This window comes from Arenibacter sp. F26102, from assembly GCF_023015865.1.
In the GTDB taxonomy this organism is placed as follows: Bacteria; Bacteroidota; Bacteroidia; order Flavobacteriales; family Flavobacteriaceae; genus Arenibacter.
This window is the reverse complement of record NZ_JALKBC010000003.1, coordinates 158,050-174,979: the sequence shown is the minus strand read 5'-3', so window position 1 is coordinate 174,979 and position 16,930 is coordinate 158,050. Positions and strand designations below refer to the sequence as shown.

At 38.5% G+C, this 16,930-nt stretch carries 12 protein-coding genes; 9 read left to right on the top strand and 3 right to left on the bottom strand.

The window, feature by feature from the left end; genetic code table 11:
• Positions 1-21 precede the first annotated feature (21 nt).
• The 5 genes from MWU78_RS04965 (at position 22) to MWU78_RS04945 (ending at position 5,486) form a co-directional block, all read left to right on the top strand.
• Positions 22-927, top strand: coding sequence for a ribonuclease Z (locus MWU78_RS04965; protein WP_246995563.1), 906 nt, complete (start codon positions 22-24; stop codon positions 925-927).
• Positions 928-1,191: 264 nt separating this feature from the next.
• On the top strand, positions 1,192-1,839 hold the full coding sequence (gene pdxH, locus MWU78_RS04960) for a pyridoxamine 5'-phosphate oxidase (protein ID WP_246995561.1): 648 nt from the start codon (positions 1,192-1,194) through the stop codon (positions 1,837-1,839).
• A 182-nt stretch (positions 1,840-2,021) separates the two neighbouring features.
• The gene (locus MWU78_RS04955) at positions 2,022-2,510 is read left to right on the top strand and encodes a histidine phosphatase family protein (RefSeq protein ID WP_246995559.1); all 489 of its coding nucleotides are present in this window, start codon (positions 2,022-2,024) and stop codon (positions 2,508-2,510) included.
• Positions 2,507-4,585 (top strand): polyphosphate kinase 1, encoded by a 2,079-nt coding sequence (gene ppk1, locus MWU78_RS04950; RefSeq protein WP_246995556.1) that lies wholly within the window; start codon positions 2,507-2,509, stop codon positions 4,583-4,585. The genes MWU78_RS04955 and ppk1 overlap by 4 nt, the downstream gene beginning before the upstream one ends.
• Before the next feature lie 13 nt (positions 4,586-4,598).
• Positions 4,599-5,486 (top strand): rod shape-determining protein, encoded by an 888-nt coding sequence (locus MWU78_RS04945; RefSeq protein ID WP_246995554.1) that lies wholly within the window; start codon positions 4,599-4,601, stop codon positions 5,484-5,486.
• 41 nt (positions 5,487-5,527) lie between these two features.
• On the opposite strand, the gene MWU78_RS04940 is transcribed toward MWU78_RS04945, so the two are convergent.
• Positions 5,528-6,109, bottom strand: a complete 582-nt coding sequence (locus MWU78_RS04940; protein ID WP_246995551.1) for a tRNA-(ms[2]io[6]A)-hydroxylase — start codon at positions 6,107-6,109, stop codon at positions 5,528-5,530.
• A 176-nt stretch (positions 6,110-6,285) separates the two neighbouring features.
• Between MWU78_RS04940 and MWU78_RS04935 the strand changes: the two genes are divergently transcribed.
• Entirely contained in the window at positions 6,286-7,143 is an 858-nt protein-coding gene (locus tag MWU78_RS04935; protein ID WP_246995549.1) for an EboA domain-containing protein, read from the top strand.
• Between the two features lie 85 nt (positions 7,144-7,228).
• Here the strand turns inward: MWU78_RS04935 and MWU78_RS04930 are convergent, their stop codons facing one another.
• Together MWU78_RS04930 and MWU78_RS04925 are read right to left on the bottom strand one after the other, a co-directional pair.
• Positions 7,229-9,175 (bottom strand): auracyanin family protein, encoded by a 1,947-nt coding sequence (locus MWU78_RS04930; protein WP_246995547.1) that lies wholly within the window; start codon positions 9,173-9,175, stop codon positions 7,229-7,231.
• Between the two features lie 5 nt (positions 9,176-9,180).
• Positions 9,181-11,070 (bottom strand): family 16 glycoside hydrolase, encoded by a 1,890-nt coding sequence (locus tag MWU78_RS04925; RefSeq protein ID WP_246995545.1) that lies wholly within the window; start codon positions 11,068-11,070, stop codon positions 9,181-9,183.
• A gap of 440 nt (positions 11,071-11,510) precedes the next feature.
• Here MWU78_RS04925 and MWU78_RS04920 point away from each other — a divergent pair, with 440 nt between their 5' ends.
• The 3 genes from MWU78_RS04920 (at position 11,511) to eboC (ending at position 16,921) form a co-directional block, all read left to right on the top strand.
• A complete protein-coding gene (locus MWU78_RS04920; protein WP_246995543.1) occupies positions 11,511-14,861 on the top strand; it encodes a ThuA domain-containing protein in 3,351 nt (1,116 codons plus the stop codon).
• Positions 14,862-15,074: 213 nt separating this feature from the next.
• Positions 15,075-16,019 carry a TatD family hydrolase gene (locus MWU78_RS04915; RefSeq protein WP_246995541.1) on the top strand — a complete coding sequence of 315 codons (945 nt, stop codon included), beginning with the start codon at positions 15,075-15,077 and terminating at the stop codon, positions 16,017-16,019.
• Positions 16,019-16,921, top strand: coding sequence for a UbiA-like protein EboC (eboC, locus tag MWU78_RS04910; RefSeq protein WP_246995539.1), 903 nt, complete (start codon positions 16,019-16,021; stop codon positions 16,919-16,921). The genes MWU78_RS04915 and eboC overlap by 1 nt, the downstream gene beginning before the upstream one ends.
• Positions 16,922-16,930 lie beyond the last annotated feature (9 nt).

Sequence of the window (16,930 nt, the reverse complement as noted above, 5' to 3'; positions counted from 1 at the left end):
CATTTTCAATATTTCATTTTTATGAAACTAACCATATTGGGTTGTTACGCTGCAACACCAAGATCATTGAACAATCCCACATCCCAAGTACTGGAGATCAAAAATCATTTGTTTTTAATAGATTGTGGAGAGGGAACACAGGTTCAATTGCGAAAAAGTAAGATTAAATTTTCGAGAATCAATCATATTCTAATATCCCATTTACATGGGGATCATTTTTTTGGTTTGCCAGGTTTAATTTCTACGTTTAGGTTATTGGGAAGAACCAAAGAATTGCATATTTATGGCCCCCAGGGAATAAAGGAGGCTATTACCCTATTTTTGAAATTGGGCGATTCATGGACCAATTATCCACTTATTTTTCACGAGTTATCGTCAACAGAATCCGAAAAAATTTATGAGGATAATAAAGTTACCGTCACAACTATACCATTGGATCATAGGATATACACCAATGGGTTTTTGTTTAAAGAGCAGTTGGCGGAACGAAAATTGAATATTGCCGCAGTTGCCAAATACAAAATTGATAAATGTTATTTTCAAAATATAAAGAACGGCAAGGACATTGTTATGGAAGATAACCAGGTAATCCCCAATGCCTTATTGACATTTGATCCACCGGCACCCAAGAGTTATGCCTTTTGTAGCGATACTGCTTATTCGGAGAAGATTATTCCTTTGATCAGAAATGTGGATGTGTTGTATCATGAAGCCACCTTTTTGGAGAGTGAAAGGAAGTTGGCCCCGAAAACAAAACATGCCACGGCCAAGGAGGCTGCAGCCATTGCTAAGGCTGCCAATGTTGGGGTGTTGATTTTGGGTCATTTTTCTACTAGATATGCATCCTTAGATCTTTTTAGGGAAGAAGCCGAAACCATATTTCCCATGGTGGAACTTGCAGATGACGGCAAGGAATTTGACCTTTAATTACAATCACTTACTTAGGAATTAGGGGTCTTTGGCCCTCTATCATAAATGGTCGTTAAGTAAAAGCTATAAAGTACCTGATTATTATTGTCGCTAATTACAAGGTTTTAAGCTGCTTATTATATTCCTTTGAATAATTATTGTTTTATTTGTCATTCTTAGGTTGAAAGCCCTTAAAAAAAATTGGGCTTAGTTTTCGAGTTTCAGTTTGTTTTATGCAATTTTGTATAGTAACTTTCATGATATAATTATCCAAGAGGACACATGCAAAAAGACCTAGGGAATTACAGAAAATCCTATGAGAAAAGCGCGCTTACCGAAGACGTGATTTCAGATAACCCTATGGAATTATTTCAGAAATGGTTTTATGAGGTAGAGGCATCGGAAGGGGTAGATGAACCCAATGCCATGACGGTCTCAACCATCGGTTTGGACGGATTTCCCAAAAATAGGGTAGTCCTACTAAAAAAGTACACATTTGAAGGCTTTATATTTTATACCAATTATGATAGTGAAAAGGGGAGGGCCATAGCCCATAATCCCAATATGTGTATTTCATTTTTCTGGCCCAATATGGAAAGGCAGATTATTATAAAGGGAAAGGCCGAGAAAATAGCTGAAAATTTATCGGATGGCTATTTTGAATCCAGACCGGACGGTAGTAAACTTGGTGCTATAGTATCCAATCAGAGCCAGGTAATTCCAAGTAGGGAGTTTTTGGAGAAAAAATTAAAGGATTTGGAGAGGGAATATGAAAATAAGGAGATAGAACGTCCCAAGTATTGGGGCGGTTTTATTGTGAAGCCTATTTCCATGGAATTTTGGCAGGGAAGGCCCAATAGGTTGCATGATAGGATACGTTATAGTTTACAGGATAATTTTGATTGGAAAATAGAAAGATTGGCGCCATAATACCTTCATGTCCTTGGATTGGTATGGCAGCGGGAAGGCATAAATAGGTAGATATAATCTGATGAAATGAACATTATAAAGTTTTTCTCAAAATGTGATGTTTAAAATTTTTAATGTGAGAGCGAAGGGGTTATCTATGATTTGAATTTTCTTTATTCTTTAAATTAAAAAGACTTAAACGTATGAAAACGGTAATATTGGTTAGACACGGAAAATCGTCTTGGGAATATAATGTTTCGGATAGGGATAGACCACTAATGGAAAGGGGCATCAAGGATGTTAACAAAGTAGCAAAGGCATTTCAATCGGAATTGACCCGTATCGATGCCGCTTATTCAAGTCCCGCCAATAGGGCTATGCACACTGCCATGATTTTCCTAAGAAGCTTAAACTTTTCATTTGCAAATTTTGAATTGTCCAATGAACTATATGATTTTTCCGGTGAGGATGTTCATCAGTTTATATTGGGATTGAACAATGATAAGAATACAGTTATTATTTTTGGACACAATGAGGCCTTTACACATATTGCCAATTCCTTAGGAAACATGTATATTGACAATGTTCCAACAGGTGGATTGGTACAATTAAAATTTGACACTAACGATTGGAGTGCCGTTACAAAAGGGAGTACGGTGCGGACACTTTTTCCAAAACAATTAAAAGAATGATTAAGAGTAAGAATCAATATATAAACAGAGAAATTAGTTGGTTAAGTTTTAATGAGAGAGTTTTACAAGAAAGTGCTGATAAGAATGTTCCTTTAATAGAGCGACTTAGATTTTTAGGAATATTTTCCAATAATTTGGATGAATTTTTTAAGGTCCGGTATGCAACCGTAAAAAGAATAGTGGAAGCAGGCAAAACCGGGAAAAGTGTTTTGGGCGGTGAAAGTGCCAAGGATCTTTTAGAAGAAATTACCGAAATCGTTATTGAACAGCAAACCAAAAGCTTAAAAATACTCAGCGATATTGAAAAGGAGTTGGAAACCCAAAATATATTTTTGATCAATGAATCAAAAATAACTGAGTCCCAGTGTTCGTTTATCAAGAATTATTTCATTGAAAAGGTAAGTCCGGTCTTGATGACAATAATTTTGAATGATTTGGCAAGCTTTCCAATGCTAAAAGATACAGCGGCTTATCTAGCGGTAAAATTGATTTTAAAGAAACTACCTGGAAGCGGCTCAACTGTAAAGGAGAAACGCTATGCCCTTATAGAAATTCCCAAAGGAATAGACCGTTTTGTGGTGCTTCCCAAAGAGGGTGATAAAAATTATATTATCCTCTTGGATGATCTAATCAGGTTTTGCTTGGGAAGTATTTTTAACATGTTCGATTATGAATCCATATCGGCACATATGATCAAGATTACTCGTGATGCGGAGTTGGACATTGATAATGATCTAAGTAAAAGTTTTATAGAAAAAATATCCTCGAGTGTAGAGCATCGCAAAATTAGTGACCCTGTTCGGTTTGTGTATGATAAGAGTATTGGAAAGGATACCCTTAATTTTCTGAAGGAAAAAATGAACATTGAGGACACCGATAGTGTAATTCCAGGTGGAAGGTACCACAACAGACGCGACTATATGGGCTTTCCAAGTTTGGGTCGGAACGATTTAATGTATGAGAAGATTACCGCCTTGCCCGTTAAAGGAATTTCGATGGAGGGCAGTCTTTTTGAAAGGATTTCAGAAAAGGATTTCTTACAATACACACCATACCAGACCTTTTCCTATATCATAAAATTTTTAAGGGAAGCAGCCTTGGATCCCAAGGTGAGAAACATAAAAATTACGGTATATAGATTGGCAGATAACTCACAAGTAGCAGCATCCTTGATAAATGCCGTAAAAAATGGAAAACAAGTAACGGTACAGATAGAATTGCAGGCCAGATTTGACGAACAGGCCAATATTGAATATGCGGAACAGTTACAGGCAGAGGGTGTTAAACTAATATTTGGTGTTCGTGGCCTAAAAGTGCATAGTAAAATATGTTTGGTGGAAAGGGAAGAAGGTTCGCATATTAAGCGATATGGATTTATTAGCACAGGAAATTTTAATGAATCCACGGCCCGTATCTATACAGATTATACCTTGTTTACGGCACATGATGGAATTTTAAAGGAACTGAACAAGGTTTTCGATTTCTTTGAAACAACCTATAAAATCAATAAATATAAACACCTCATAGTTTCTCCACATTACACCAAGAATGTTTTTAAGAAATTGATAGACAAGGAAATTCAAAATGCCAAGGCAGGCAAGGAGGCCTACATTAAAATTAAAATGAACAGCTTTACCTCCTATAAAATGGTGGACAAACTGTATCAAGCGAGTAGGGCAGGTGTAAAAATTCAACTTATTATAAGAGGTATTTGTTGTTTGGTACCCGGAGTTAAAGGTATGAGTGAAAATATAGAAGCCATTAGTATTGTGGATAAATTTTTGGAGCATCCAAGGGTTTTTATCTTTGGTAATGATGGCAATTCCAAAGTGTATATATCCTCGGCGGATTGGATGACAAGAAATTTGGATTATCGGGTAGAAGTTGGAGTGCCAATATATGATACCGATGTTAAACAGGAACTTTTGGATACCTTCGATATCTCTTGGAGAGATAACGTTAAAGCGAGGGTGTTTTCTGAAAAGCATGACAATGCCTATAGAAAGAACAATAACTCAAAGGTGCGATCGCAATTCGCGACTTATGATTACTACCTGAATAAATTGAACTCCTAAAAACATATCCCATTTGAAAGTAAGGAAATATGCCGCAATAGATATCGGTTCCAATGCCATACGTTTGCTTACCCATAACGTAATAGAGGAAGAGGGGAAAGAAACCCTTTTTAGAAAAAGTGCCTTGGTGCGATTACCAATCAGATTGGGGGAAGATGTCTTTAAAAATGGGACCATTTCCAAGCGTAATGAAGAGCGCCTGTTAAGTGCCATGAAGGCATTTCAACTTTTAATGGAAGTACATGGAGTGGAAAAATATATGGCTTGTGCCACTTCGGCCATGAGGGAGGCGGATAATGGACAGATGATTATTGATAATATTTTGGAGGCTTCGGGAGTTGAAATTCAATTGATAGATGGGGAAAAAGAGGCTTCTATCATCGCATCTACAGACCTTAAGAATTTGATAAGGAAAGACGAGACTTATCTTTATATTGATGTTGGGGGAGGGAGCACTGAATTTACAGTCTTTTCTGAAGGGAAAATAAAGATTTCCGAATCCTTCAAGATTGGAACTGTAAGGCTACTAAACGGTATGGTGGATGATGTGAAGTGGACTGAACTGGAACTTTGGTTGAAAAAGCATGTAAAAGGGCTGCCCAATTTATCGATTATTGGTTCTGGGGGTAACATTAATAAATTACATAAAATGTCGGGAAGAAAGGTAGGCGAGTCCCTTTCTTATATTTGGCTAAGGGCACAATATCATTTTTTGTCCAGTTTGACATTTGAGGAAAGGGTCTCTGAATTGGGACTAAATCCGGATAGGGCGGACGTAATAATTCCGGCTACCGAGATTTTTGTTTCTTCTGCCAAATGGATCGGGGCCAAAAAGATTCATGTACCCAAAATAGGGTTGTCCGATGGAATAATTAAAACCCTTTACTACGCCAAAAAATAAGGATTTATAGTCTTGGTATTCCTATGTGGCTATAGTGAATTTTAACCATGGACCGATTCATTCTTGCCTAGGTCCTTCATAATGGAAGCCTCATAAGATAGTAGCTCGTCCCATTTCTTGTCCACTTCTTTTCGGTCTCCATACTTACGGGCAAAATTTAGGAACATAGTATAATGGCCGGCTTCACTTACCATTAATTTATGGTAAAAATCGGCCAACTCTTTATCTTTTAATTCCTCGGAAAGTAACCTGAAGCGTTCACAGCTGCGTGCTTCAATTAATGCGGCATATAATAATCTATGTACCAGTTGGGTTGTTCTACTGCCACCTTTTGGAAAGAATTTTAATAGGGCCAACACATACTCGTCCTTTCTATCCCTTCCAAGTGTTTTTCCCCTAGCTATAATACGATCGTGCACCATTTTAAAATGTCCCATTTCTTCCCGGGATAGCGCTATCATTTCCTGGGTAAGTTCCGTATACTCAGGAAAGCTCACAATTAAGGAAATAGCTGTACTAGCCGCCTTTTGTTCGCAATAGGCGTGATCCGTCAATATTTCATCGATATTTTTTTCAACAATATTGACCCATCTGGGGTCTGTGGGCAGTTTTAAACCTAGCATAGTGTAATTTTCTTTTCAAAAATAGAAAGAATACCATAAACCGCAGTAATTTATGCTGATATAGTTTTATATTTAAGCCTTCTAGGTAAGCAATGGAAGTTAATTTGAATTACCACAATTATCTAAACATAGTCTTATTAAAACATTTGGTTTAACAATAAAAAGAATCTTGTTATATGTTATTTGAAAATATTGGTTCACAGCTTCTAAAAATTTTGGAGGATAATGTGGATAATGAAAATAAACAATGGCTATTCTCCAAAATAGAAAAAATTGTGGAAACGGAGTCAACTAAGGATCTTTATTTGACCTATAGTCTAGTTCCTACCAAAATTAAGACGGAGAAAGATCTCTTGCTTTTGTTGGATGACCAAGAATTAAAGGCATATCTGGAAGTTCAACAAGCGAACCTTCAACAGATTGGAAGAATATATTTGCTTTATAAGGTATTGGAGGCTAAGGAAGATTTCTTTAGGGCCAAGGTGGCAAATATTATTGAAGTGGCCGATAAGAGCGAACTGGAAACCTTTTTAAAATATTTGGTGTTGCTGCCGCATCCCGAAAATTATAAATTTCAGGCGGTAGAGGCACTTCGGACAAATATCTCTACCGTTTTTGATGCCATTGCATTGAACAATCCTTATCCTGCACTTTATTTCAATGAACAGCAATGGAATCAAATGTATCTTAAGGCGGCATTTATGGAACAAAACCTTAATAACATTGTTCAGGTAGATAAAAGGGCAAATAAGGAGCTTGCTAGAATCATTTCCGACTATGCTCACGAACGTTGGGCAGCATCAAGGGAAATAGATCCCAGCTTTTGGAGGCCGGTGAGCAATTTCATAGACGAAAAATTGCTCAAGGATATGAAAAGGCTATTTTCCAGTGATAATCTGGCCGAGAGAAAAGCTGCCAGTCTTTGTTGCTATAATTCCAATTCAAGTGAAGCAAAGGCGTTGTTGGCCGATTTTCCTGGTATCTCAAAAGAAATTGAAAAGGGAATTATTACTTGGGATAATATCAAAGAATAATCTTGTTCTAAAAGTAAAAAGAGCGGTTAATAAAGTACTATATGGAACTTTTTAACCGCTCTTTTTTATTGAGCCTTTTAGAAGTTTACTTCTTTAATGAGTTGATCCACCCTGCAATTTTAAGTGCTTCATCCTCGGGCACATGTGGCATGGGTGCCATTGGGGTAGCGTATTCTGGCCAATTTTTGGGCTGTGGATTGTAAATTAGTTCCACAATTTTTTCATTGCTGTAATTCCGTTTAGAAATTTCGGTAAAAGAAGGCCCAATGACTCTTTTGTCCTTATGATGGCATGCCACACAGGTATTGGTCATTAATAGAGGCTGAACTTCAGTGTCCGTTAAAACCTTACTTTTAACTGTTGCCCTTTTAGGTGGCGATTTCTTAGTAATAACCGCTTTTTTTAATAGACTGGAGCGTTTGGTAGAGAGTTCCGAAACGGGAACCGTAGCACCCTCTGGTATATTGTTCAAGGTGTAATATAAGGTAGGGTGTAAGATAGTATTGCCAGTTTCTTTGGCCTTTAGCCCAGGTAACATTATTTCATGTACATAGTATTGACGAAGATTGTCTATGACCACACGTATTTTCATGCCGTCATCACTTACTTTTACACCTTTGATTTTGATTTCCTCAATATTAGTTTGTGGACTTCCATAGGCCGCATGATATTTGTATATGTAGCTCTTGCCAAAATAGGAATCCAGATCCTCGGCCGAAGCTTTGTCCACTGGTAATGTAAATTCGATTTCAAAACCATCAGACCTTGCGCTTACTGTTTTCATTTCAAATGGTGTGCGCCCTGTCCATGTTAGGTATTCCAGGCCAGAATTGGTGGTACCGGCCGATCCCCAGCCTCTATTGGTTTCTCCAACAAAAAGTCTTCCTTCGTTATCAAAATCCATCCGCATTACTCCAGATTGAAAACCTGTCCTAAAATCGAATGCTACTCCTTGATATTCTCCCTTTATTTTTTCGAGAACTACCCTCATAATTTTACTTTGCCCCATGTCCCCAACAAGTAATTGGCCATCAAATGGCCCAAATTTGCCCTGGGTCTTGTCTACCTTAATTTCAGAATTGGATATGCCTAAAATGCCATGTGGTAAGACAACGGCCGGTAATTTCAATTCAGGAAAAGATTTCTTTATTTCATATGCAAAATCAGGATTTGCTTCATCCCTAATATTTTCCGGTTTCACATACCTGCCATTTACCCTGACTTGTCTTTTGTCTACCTTGCTGTAAAATTCTTCCTCTGTAAGTTTAATTGGAGAATCCGCGTGACTTGTCCATCTTAGTCCTGCAGGGTGTCCTGCAAAAGTACCTTTAGAAAGATGCCAAATAGCTCCGGAGCCTACCCAATCCCCTTGGTTTTCAGTATAAAACAATTCATCGTCAACAAGGCCGTAGCCTGCGGGAGACCTCATACCTGTGGCCCATGGCTCCATCTTTCCATCCTCCGTGATTTTCATGGTCCAGGCCCTCCACGGTACCCTGCTTTCGCCTCTCCACCATTCTTCATCGCCGAAGGCAACATTGGCGGTAACGAAAAAGGTATTATCGGGGGCCAATACCGGTCCAAAGGAATATTCGTGGTAGTGTGTGGAAACAGGCCAAGCATAGATGGTCTTATATTCATCGGCAATATCATCCCCGTTAGTGTCTATTAGCTTAGTTAGCTCGCCTCTTTGTGCGGTGTAAAGTGCTTGGTCATGATAAGCAAGCCCTAAGGGTTCATGTAAACCAGAAGCGAATTTTTTAAATGTTGGCGAAACCCCGTTGGCCATGGACGGATTTTCAATGATCCAAACATCCCCACGTCTTGTACATACCGCAAGATTGCCATTGGGAAGGGACAGAACACCTCCGCCTTCAATTTGGATTCCCTCTGGTGTTGGTACTGTTGTTAACCTATAGTAATCCTCTTCACTGGAAACATTTTGAGCTACCAAAATTGTTGCTGTAAGCATAATCGCCAGGAAGCCGAATGTTTTTATGATTGTATTTGTATTTTTTGTTATGGTTCTCATGTCTCTTACCAAATTATTTCATATTTAATAGTGCTGCCATCCACGGGAATAATTATTTCCGCTTCATCATTTACCTCTCTAATAATAGGTTCTTGTCCAGAAAGTACTTTTACGTAGAATTGATGATCACCAACATCGAATGACCCGTCAGATAATTTCTTGGCTTTTCCGGAAGCAATTTTATAATACCAATTGGGTTTTCCGGTTTGGGAAAAGCTAACTTCATTGATCAGATGAGTGTTTTTGTCATTGGGATAGATTTTGTTCTCTACCTCAACGCCTTTGTAGGTATATTTAAAGATAGGTAGTCCGTTGACCGGGTTCATAGTATATCCGTTGGATTTAAAGTCTGGAGCGCTTCCTGTTTTGGGAAACGGACTTTGTAAGTCCGCTAGTTCGGCCAAAGGTTGATTTAAAAAAGTCCATTGTACGGCTCCATTAGGTTTAAAAGATCCGTTACCTCGACTGTGCCACATTGGGGTGGCGTCAACAAAAGTGCCACGCCACATACCAACAAGATTTTCGGACCCCATGTCATAAACGAAATTTATGCCTTCAGGAGTTCCTAGACCTATGGTGTGGGAAAGACGCTCCTCATTACCTTTAAAACTTACAAAGCCCCTTAACATACGCGGAGTTGCCTCGGCGGTGACCGAAATTGGGGAAACGGAACTTATATGTGGAGGATAGGAATCATAAACATGAAAGTTTTTCGGATTGGAATTAGCAGTTGCAATTGAAAGGCCCAGCCTAGGTGCTCTCCAGCCTGCATTCTTTATGTTGGTCAATGTAAATAGGTGCTCTCCCGCATTTAAAGAAACCGTTTGCTCCAAATTTTCTTGGGCCTCTGAGGAATTGTTGGTGACAATGGTTTTGCCGTCAAGACCAAAATTTATTCCACCTGTATATCCTATGGAAAAGAGGTAGTCATCGGCTTCAGGAATAGTAAATTTACCCGTATAGGTAATGCCATAGCGGTCTTCTGCATGTACAACATTAATGTCTATTAATTCCCCGGATTTCTTTTCCGACACCACTGCATCTTCCAATTCTTCCAAGCCCTTAAAATCGCCCTTATAGGTGATGTAACTTAAATCCGATAAAGTGACTTGCGATTCTTTTAATAGCTGATACTTAATATTCCGAAAAGCCATAGGACCATGGTCTCCTTGAATCATTAGTGGGCCCATAGCGGTTTCTTCTGTAGAAATAGGACCGCCGGTAGGCATTGGAACTTCCACATTGCTGTGGATTAATACACCGTTCAGTGTTACGGAAACAAATTTTGCATTTGCAATTTTTTCTCCGGAATCATTAAATTTTGGAGCCTCAAAGTGAATTTTAATTTTTTGCCATAAACCCGGTGCTTTGGCAGGATTGCTCAATGGAGTAATTCCTAGAAATTTCTTTGACGGCTCTTCTTCCCAATTTCTATGGATGCCACCAAAATCATAGGAAGTAGGATTTAAAATACCCCAGCTGTCCTTTATTTGCAGTTCATATCTGCCTTGTAAATATATTCCTGAATTAGAGCCGTTAGGTATTAGGATTTCCATTTCCAATTTTATATCGCCGTGTTGCCACTGCGACAAAAGATGGTCTTTTTGCGTAAAGGAATAATCGTTGAACAAAACACCCGTTCCTGGTTGAATGTGTATGGGGTGTATTGTTTCTTTTGACTTTTTTTGTCTTCGTTTTTCCTTTTTGGATAAATTAATAGGTTCTGGATCCTGATGCGTGTGAACGGTAATGTTGCGGTCGGCAACTACATCCCCTACTATTTTCCAATTACTGCCCGGGTCTTTAAAATCGTTTAAGTTTTCCAGCGATAATTGTTCTTGGGATAACATGCTAAATCCAGAAAAAAGTAATAGGATTGCCAGTTTGATTTTCATTGTATTAAACTTGATTATTAAAAATTGGATCTAAAGGTATCATTAATCACAGTTTAATGATGAGGTCATCTGGAATTTAACATATGGTGCATATTTGTGTTTTCTTCTTGGAACAATGGATAGGTCGCAATGGTAATCGTAGGTTGCTTTTCGTGTGTACACTAATATTTTTAGTTTTTTTGAATTTTATGATTTAAAATAGAAAGGAGCTGGTAAAGGTTAAATATGAGTGCTGGATCGTATTTTTTACTGGGATTTTGCAAATTTATTCTCAAATGATTTAAATTGCTGCATTATTCATTGAAACAATGGGTAATAGGCAAAAAAAGTATAGGCATAGGCATATATTGTTTTGCGATAGGTAGATTTTAAGGTTGAAATACCAATGCTAAATCAAGGATTGGAGTTCTATAATTCATTAATCAAATTAAATAGGTAACATGGCTAAAATTTCAAAATCATTATTAATACTGATCTTGGTAGGTTTTCTTGGTTCTTGCACATCCAAGGAAATAAAGTTATTGGTGTTTAGTAAAACGGAAGGATTTAGGCATGGTTCCATAGAGGCAGGAGTGGTAGCTATGAAAAAGTTGGGAGAGCAAAATGGTTTTTCTGTTGTTGCCACCGAAGATGCAACCTATTTTACTGAAGAAATACTACAGCAATACTCCGCCGTTGTATTTTTAAATACTACAGGAGATGTTTTAAATGATGTGCAACAGGCCGATTTTGAGAGGTACATTCAAGCGGGCGGAGGATTTTTTGGTATTCATGCCGCCACGGATACCGAATACGGTTGGCCATGGTACAATAAATTAGTTGGTGCCTATTTTAAGAATCATCCCAAAATTCAGGAGGCAAGGTTGAATATAGTGGATAAAAACCACCTGGCTACCAAAACTATGTCCGATACATGGATGAAGACGGACGAATGGTATAATTTTAAGGATATCAATCCAGATATAAAGGTCTTGATAGAAATTGACGAAACCAGTTATGAGGGAGGGGAAAATGGGGAGCATCATCCTATATCTTGGTATCATGACTTTGATGGGGGTAGGTCTTTTTACACGGAAATGGGGCATTCCGATGCTACCTTTGAAAATCCTGATTTTCTAGATCATGTTTTGGGTGGACTTAATTATGTAATCGGGAAAGATAATTTGGACTATAGTAAGTCGAAAACGGAGAGGATTCCAGAGGAAAATAGATATGTTCGCACAGTGCTCGATTTTAACCTAAACGAGCCTATGGAACTCGAAGAACTGCCTGGTAGGGGAATTTTATTCATAGAAAGAAGGGGAGCGTTAAAACTTTATGATTTTAAGGAGGAAAAAACAAAGCAAATAGCCCAGCTTAATTTGTTTTATGGCAATGAGGACGGGTTATTGGGTATTGCAGTTGACCCAAATTATCAGAAGAATAATTGGATTTATTTATTCTATTCCGCACCTGGTGAAATATCGGAACAACGTATTTCAAGATTTACTTTGGTGGGAGATTCGTTGGATTTTGCCTCTGAAAAAAATCTATTGACCATTCCAACAATGCGCAAATGCTGTCATAGTGGAGGGGCCTTGGAATTTGGTCCCGATGGCAATTTGTTTATTGGCTTGGGTGACAACACCAACCCTTTTGAGTCTTCTGGTTATGCACCTATAGACGAAAGGGAGGGTAGAGCTCTGTGGGATGCCCAAAAATCTGCAGCCAATGCCAATGACCTTAGAGGGAAAATTTTGAGAATTAAACCTGAGGATGATGGTACTTATTCCATACCGGACGGCAATCTTTTTCCAGTTGGTATTCCCAATACAAGGCCGGAAATATACGTAATGGGTAGCCGAAATCCATTTAGATTTTCCATAGATAGCGAAACAGGATATGTCTATTGGGGAGATGTTGGTCCGGATGCGGGTAAGGGTAACCCCAATCGTGGACCTCATGGTATGGGGGAATTTGACCAAGCCCGAAAAGCCGGGAATTGGGGATGGCCTTATACCCGAGGAAACAATCAGCCGTACAATGATTATAATTTTGCTACGGAAACGGCAGGCGAAAAATTTGACCCTGCCAAACTAATAAACGATTCACCAAATAATACAGGTATAAAGGAGCTTCCTCCTGCTCAGGAATCAATGATATGGTTTTCATATGGGGCTTCCAAAGAATTCCCATGGTTGGGCTCTGGAGGAGTCAACCCTATGGCGGGTCCTATTTACCATGCTTCCAATTATCCCAATGCCACGAATAATTTTCCAGAATATTTTGAGAATAAGATTCTCTTGTATGAATGGATGAGGGATTGGATCTATGTGGTAACATTGGATGAAGATCACAATTATGTAAAGGCGGATCCTTTTATGCCCAGTGATGAGTTTTCCCATCCAATGGACATGCTTTTTGCTTCTGATGGTAACCTTTATGTTCTTGAATACGGACAAAAGTGGAATTCGCAAAACATGGATGCCCGTTTAAATAGAATTGGTTATGTAAATGGTAATCGGAAACCAGTTTCTAGAATAACGTCGGACAAAATGGTAGGAGCCCAACCCTTTACAGTTCGGTTTTCTGGAAGTTCTTCTGAGGATTTTGATAAGGATCAACTAAAATACGAATGGTACTTTGATTCGGAAGAGGTCCAAGATACTTCAATGGAGCCAAGTTTTACATTCAATGAACCTGGGAATTATACAGTCCGTTTAAAGGTTACCGATGAAGCTGGAAGTACAGATATTTCTAACCAGAAAATATTGGTAGGGAATGATATCCCCGAAATAAAAATTGAATTGGACACCAAGAACAAGACATATTGGGATGGGCGGAAAGTGGCTTACAAGGTTGTGGTGACCGATAAACAGGATGGTAGTACTTTGGATGGTACTATTGATCCTGAAAAGGTGAAAGTTACCTTCGATTATATTCCGGAAGGTGAGGATATGGTTAAGGCTACCATAGGTCACCAACAGAACACCATACCGGAAGGGAAGTTGATTATGGACGATACGGACTGTAAAGCATGTCATGCGGTAAACGTAAAGGTCAATGGACCTACTTACGAGGAAATTGCAGCGCGGTATTCATCGGCGGACAAAAATTACCTGATAGATAAAATTATCAAAGGTGGTTCTGGGGTATGGGGAGAAAGTATGATGTCTGCTCACCCCCAATTAGCGGTTGCTGATGTAGATAAAATAGTGGATTATATTCTTTCTCTGGATTCAAAGATGGGTAAAAATGAAAACTTGCTTCCAGTATCCGGTGAACTTGATTTTAACGACCATATGGCAAAAAGGAGCCAAGGAAAGTACGTCTTAATGGCTTCATATTCGGATAAAGGAAGCGAAGCGCAGCCGGAATCCTCCTTATCGGCTAGGGATCAAATAATATTTAAATTCCCAAAATTCGACGGAGTGAATGCTGATGAGAAAAGTGGTGGATTAAGTAAGTGGGAAGTAGAGGGTGAAGAAGTAGTAGGAGCCATTAAAAATAATTCTTATTTGAAATTTAACGACATAGGATTGGAGGGTCTGAAAAATATAGAACTATCCATGTATTTCGGGGCAGACTATCCATACGAGGGTACCGTTGAAATAAGGGAAAGTAGTCCTACCGGAAACCTTATTGGAGAAAGTTCCTTGAAGTATTTTAATAAGGAGAAAGGTTCCAAAAGAAAATATGATATCCCAGTAAAGCCAACTTCGGATTTTGATGCTATATTTCTGGTGTTTAAGAGTGCCGGGGACAAGGAACAAATTATAGGTAATTTTAACTCCATGATTCTGATATATTAATTCGTGGATCGGAATTGTAGTTAAGGTAATTTTCTTAGTGGGAATTTCAGGTTTGTAATTTGGGATATTGTTAAAACACTTTTAAAATGGAGTTGTTATAAGTGTTAAAACCCATTATTTAATTAACTTTAACGGTTGGAATTGCTTAGAAAAATATGGATTTTTAAGTTTTATATGATTTAGTTCGGTTGGGGCAGTGAAACATTTTGATTTTTGACACGTTTATCAATTAAAGTATACAATATTATTATGGAAGAGAAAATGATGATTATAGACCCGCACGTGCATATGACATCCAGGACTACCGATGATTATGAGGCAATGGCAGCAGCAGGTGTAGTGGCTATTATAGAGCCATCTTTTTGGTTGGGGCAACCACGTACCCAAGTAGGTTCGTTTCAAGACTATTACAGCAGCCTTGTAGGTTGGGAGCCTTTTAGGGCCAGTCAGTTTGGTATACATCATTATTGCACTATAGGATTAAACTCAAAGGAAGCCAATAATGAGGCATTGGCGGAACAAGTAATTGAGTTATTGCCGCTATATGTGCATAAGGAAAATGTAGTGGCCATAGGTGAAATTGGTTATGACGACCAGACTCCCGCTGAGGACAAATATTTTCGAATGCAATTGGAGTTGGCCAAAGAATTAAATATACCTGTACAGATACATACCCCCCATAGGGACAAAAAGTCTGGAACCCTAAAAAGTATGGAGGTTTGTTTGGAACATGGTTTGGATCCAGGGATGGTTGTTATTGATCACAACAATGAAGAAACTGTTAAGGATGTATTGGATCGCGGTTTTTGGGCAGCATTTACAATTTATCCAAAAACTAAAATGGGGAATGAAAGAATGGTAGAGGTAGTTAGAAATTATGGAAGTGATAGAATCATTGTGGATAGTTCTGCCGATTGGGGTGTAAGTGACCCCCTTGCCGTACCTAAAACAGCGTCCCTTATGTTGAAAAGGGGAATAGCAAAATCGGATGTAGTTAAAACCTGTTACCAAAATGCATTGGAAATTTTTGGCAAGAACGGTAAAATGAAGGAATCTGATTGGTTAAATCCACAAGGCATCAATCAGACAAAATTATATAATGACAATAGTGTTTTGCGAGGGCAGGAGCCTAAGGTCGATGCCGATAAAATAGTATAATGAATCCTGTATTCAAAGGATATTTAAGGCTGGCCCGACCGGCAAATTTACCTACTGCGGCTGCCGATATATTGGCAGGGGTGGCTATTTCGGGCTTATTTATGGGCACTTCCCTCAATAATGTCTGGGATACAATTAGACTTGTAGATTTATTATTGCTGATATTTTCTTCCGTGTTCCTATATGCGGCAGGTGTAGTGCTCAACGATGTCTTTGATCATAAGTTGGATAAAATAGAGCGTCCGGAAAGGCCTATCCCTTCGGGATTAATTTCAGTGAAATCTGCTGCTATCTTTGGAGGTGTTTTAATGAATTTGGGGGTGCTAAGTGCATTTTTGGTGAGTTCTGTATGTGGAATAATAGCTTTTTCTTTAGGGCTTGCCATTCTTTTATATGATGCTTTGGGGAAACATCATTCCTTCTTTGGTCCACTTAATATGGGTGTTTGTAGAGGATTGAACTTGTTGCTCGGAATTGCCATTTTGGGCAATTTTAGCAATTGGGGATACTTTGTATTTCCTGTGGTTTACATCGCGGCCATTACACTTATAAGTAGGGGGGAAGTACATGGAAAAAACAAAAGTCATATTCTTTTTGCAGGAGGATTATATTCAAGTGTTATTTTGGGTATTATAGTTCTTTTTTCCATTTCCAATTTGAATCTATTGGAATCCATTCCTTTTTTATTACTGTTTGCTTTTTTAGTGTTTAGACCTTTATTCAGGGCTTACAAGGAAAATTCACCACAAAACATAAAAAAAGCAGTAATGGCCGGAGTAATATCGATCATAGTTTTGGACGCTACCTTGGCAGTAGGATTTTCCTATTGGTGGGTAGGGTTGATTACCTTATTGCTATTGCCCCTGTCAATTTTTTTATCCAAACTGTTTGCAGTTACCTAACTTTTTAGA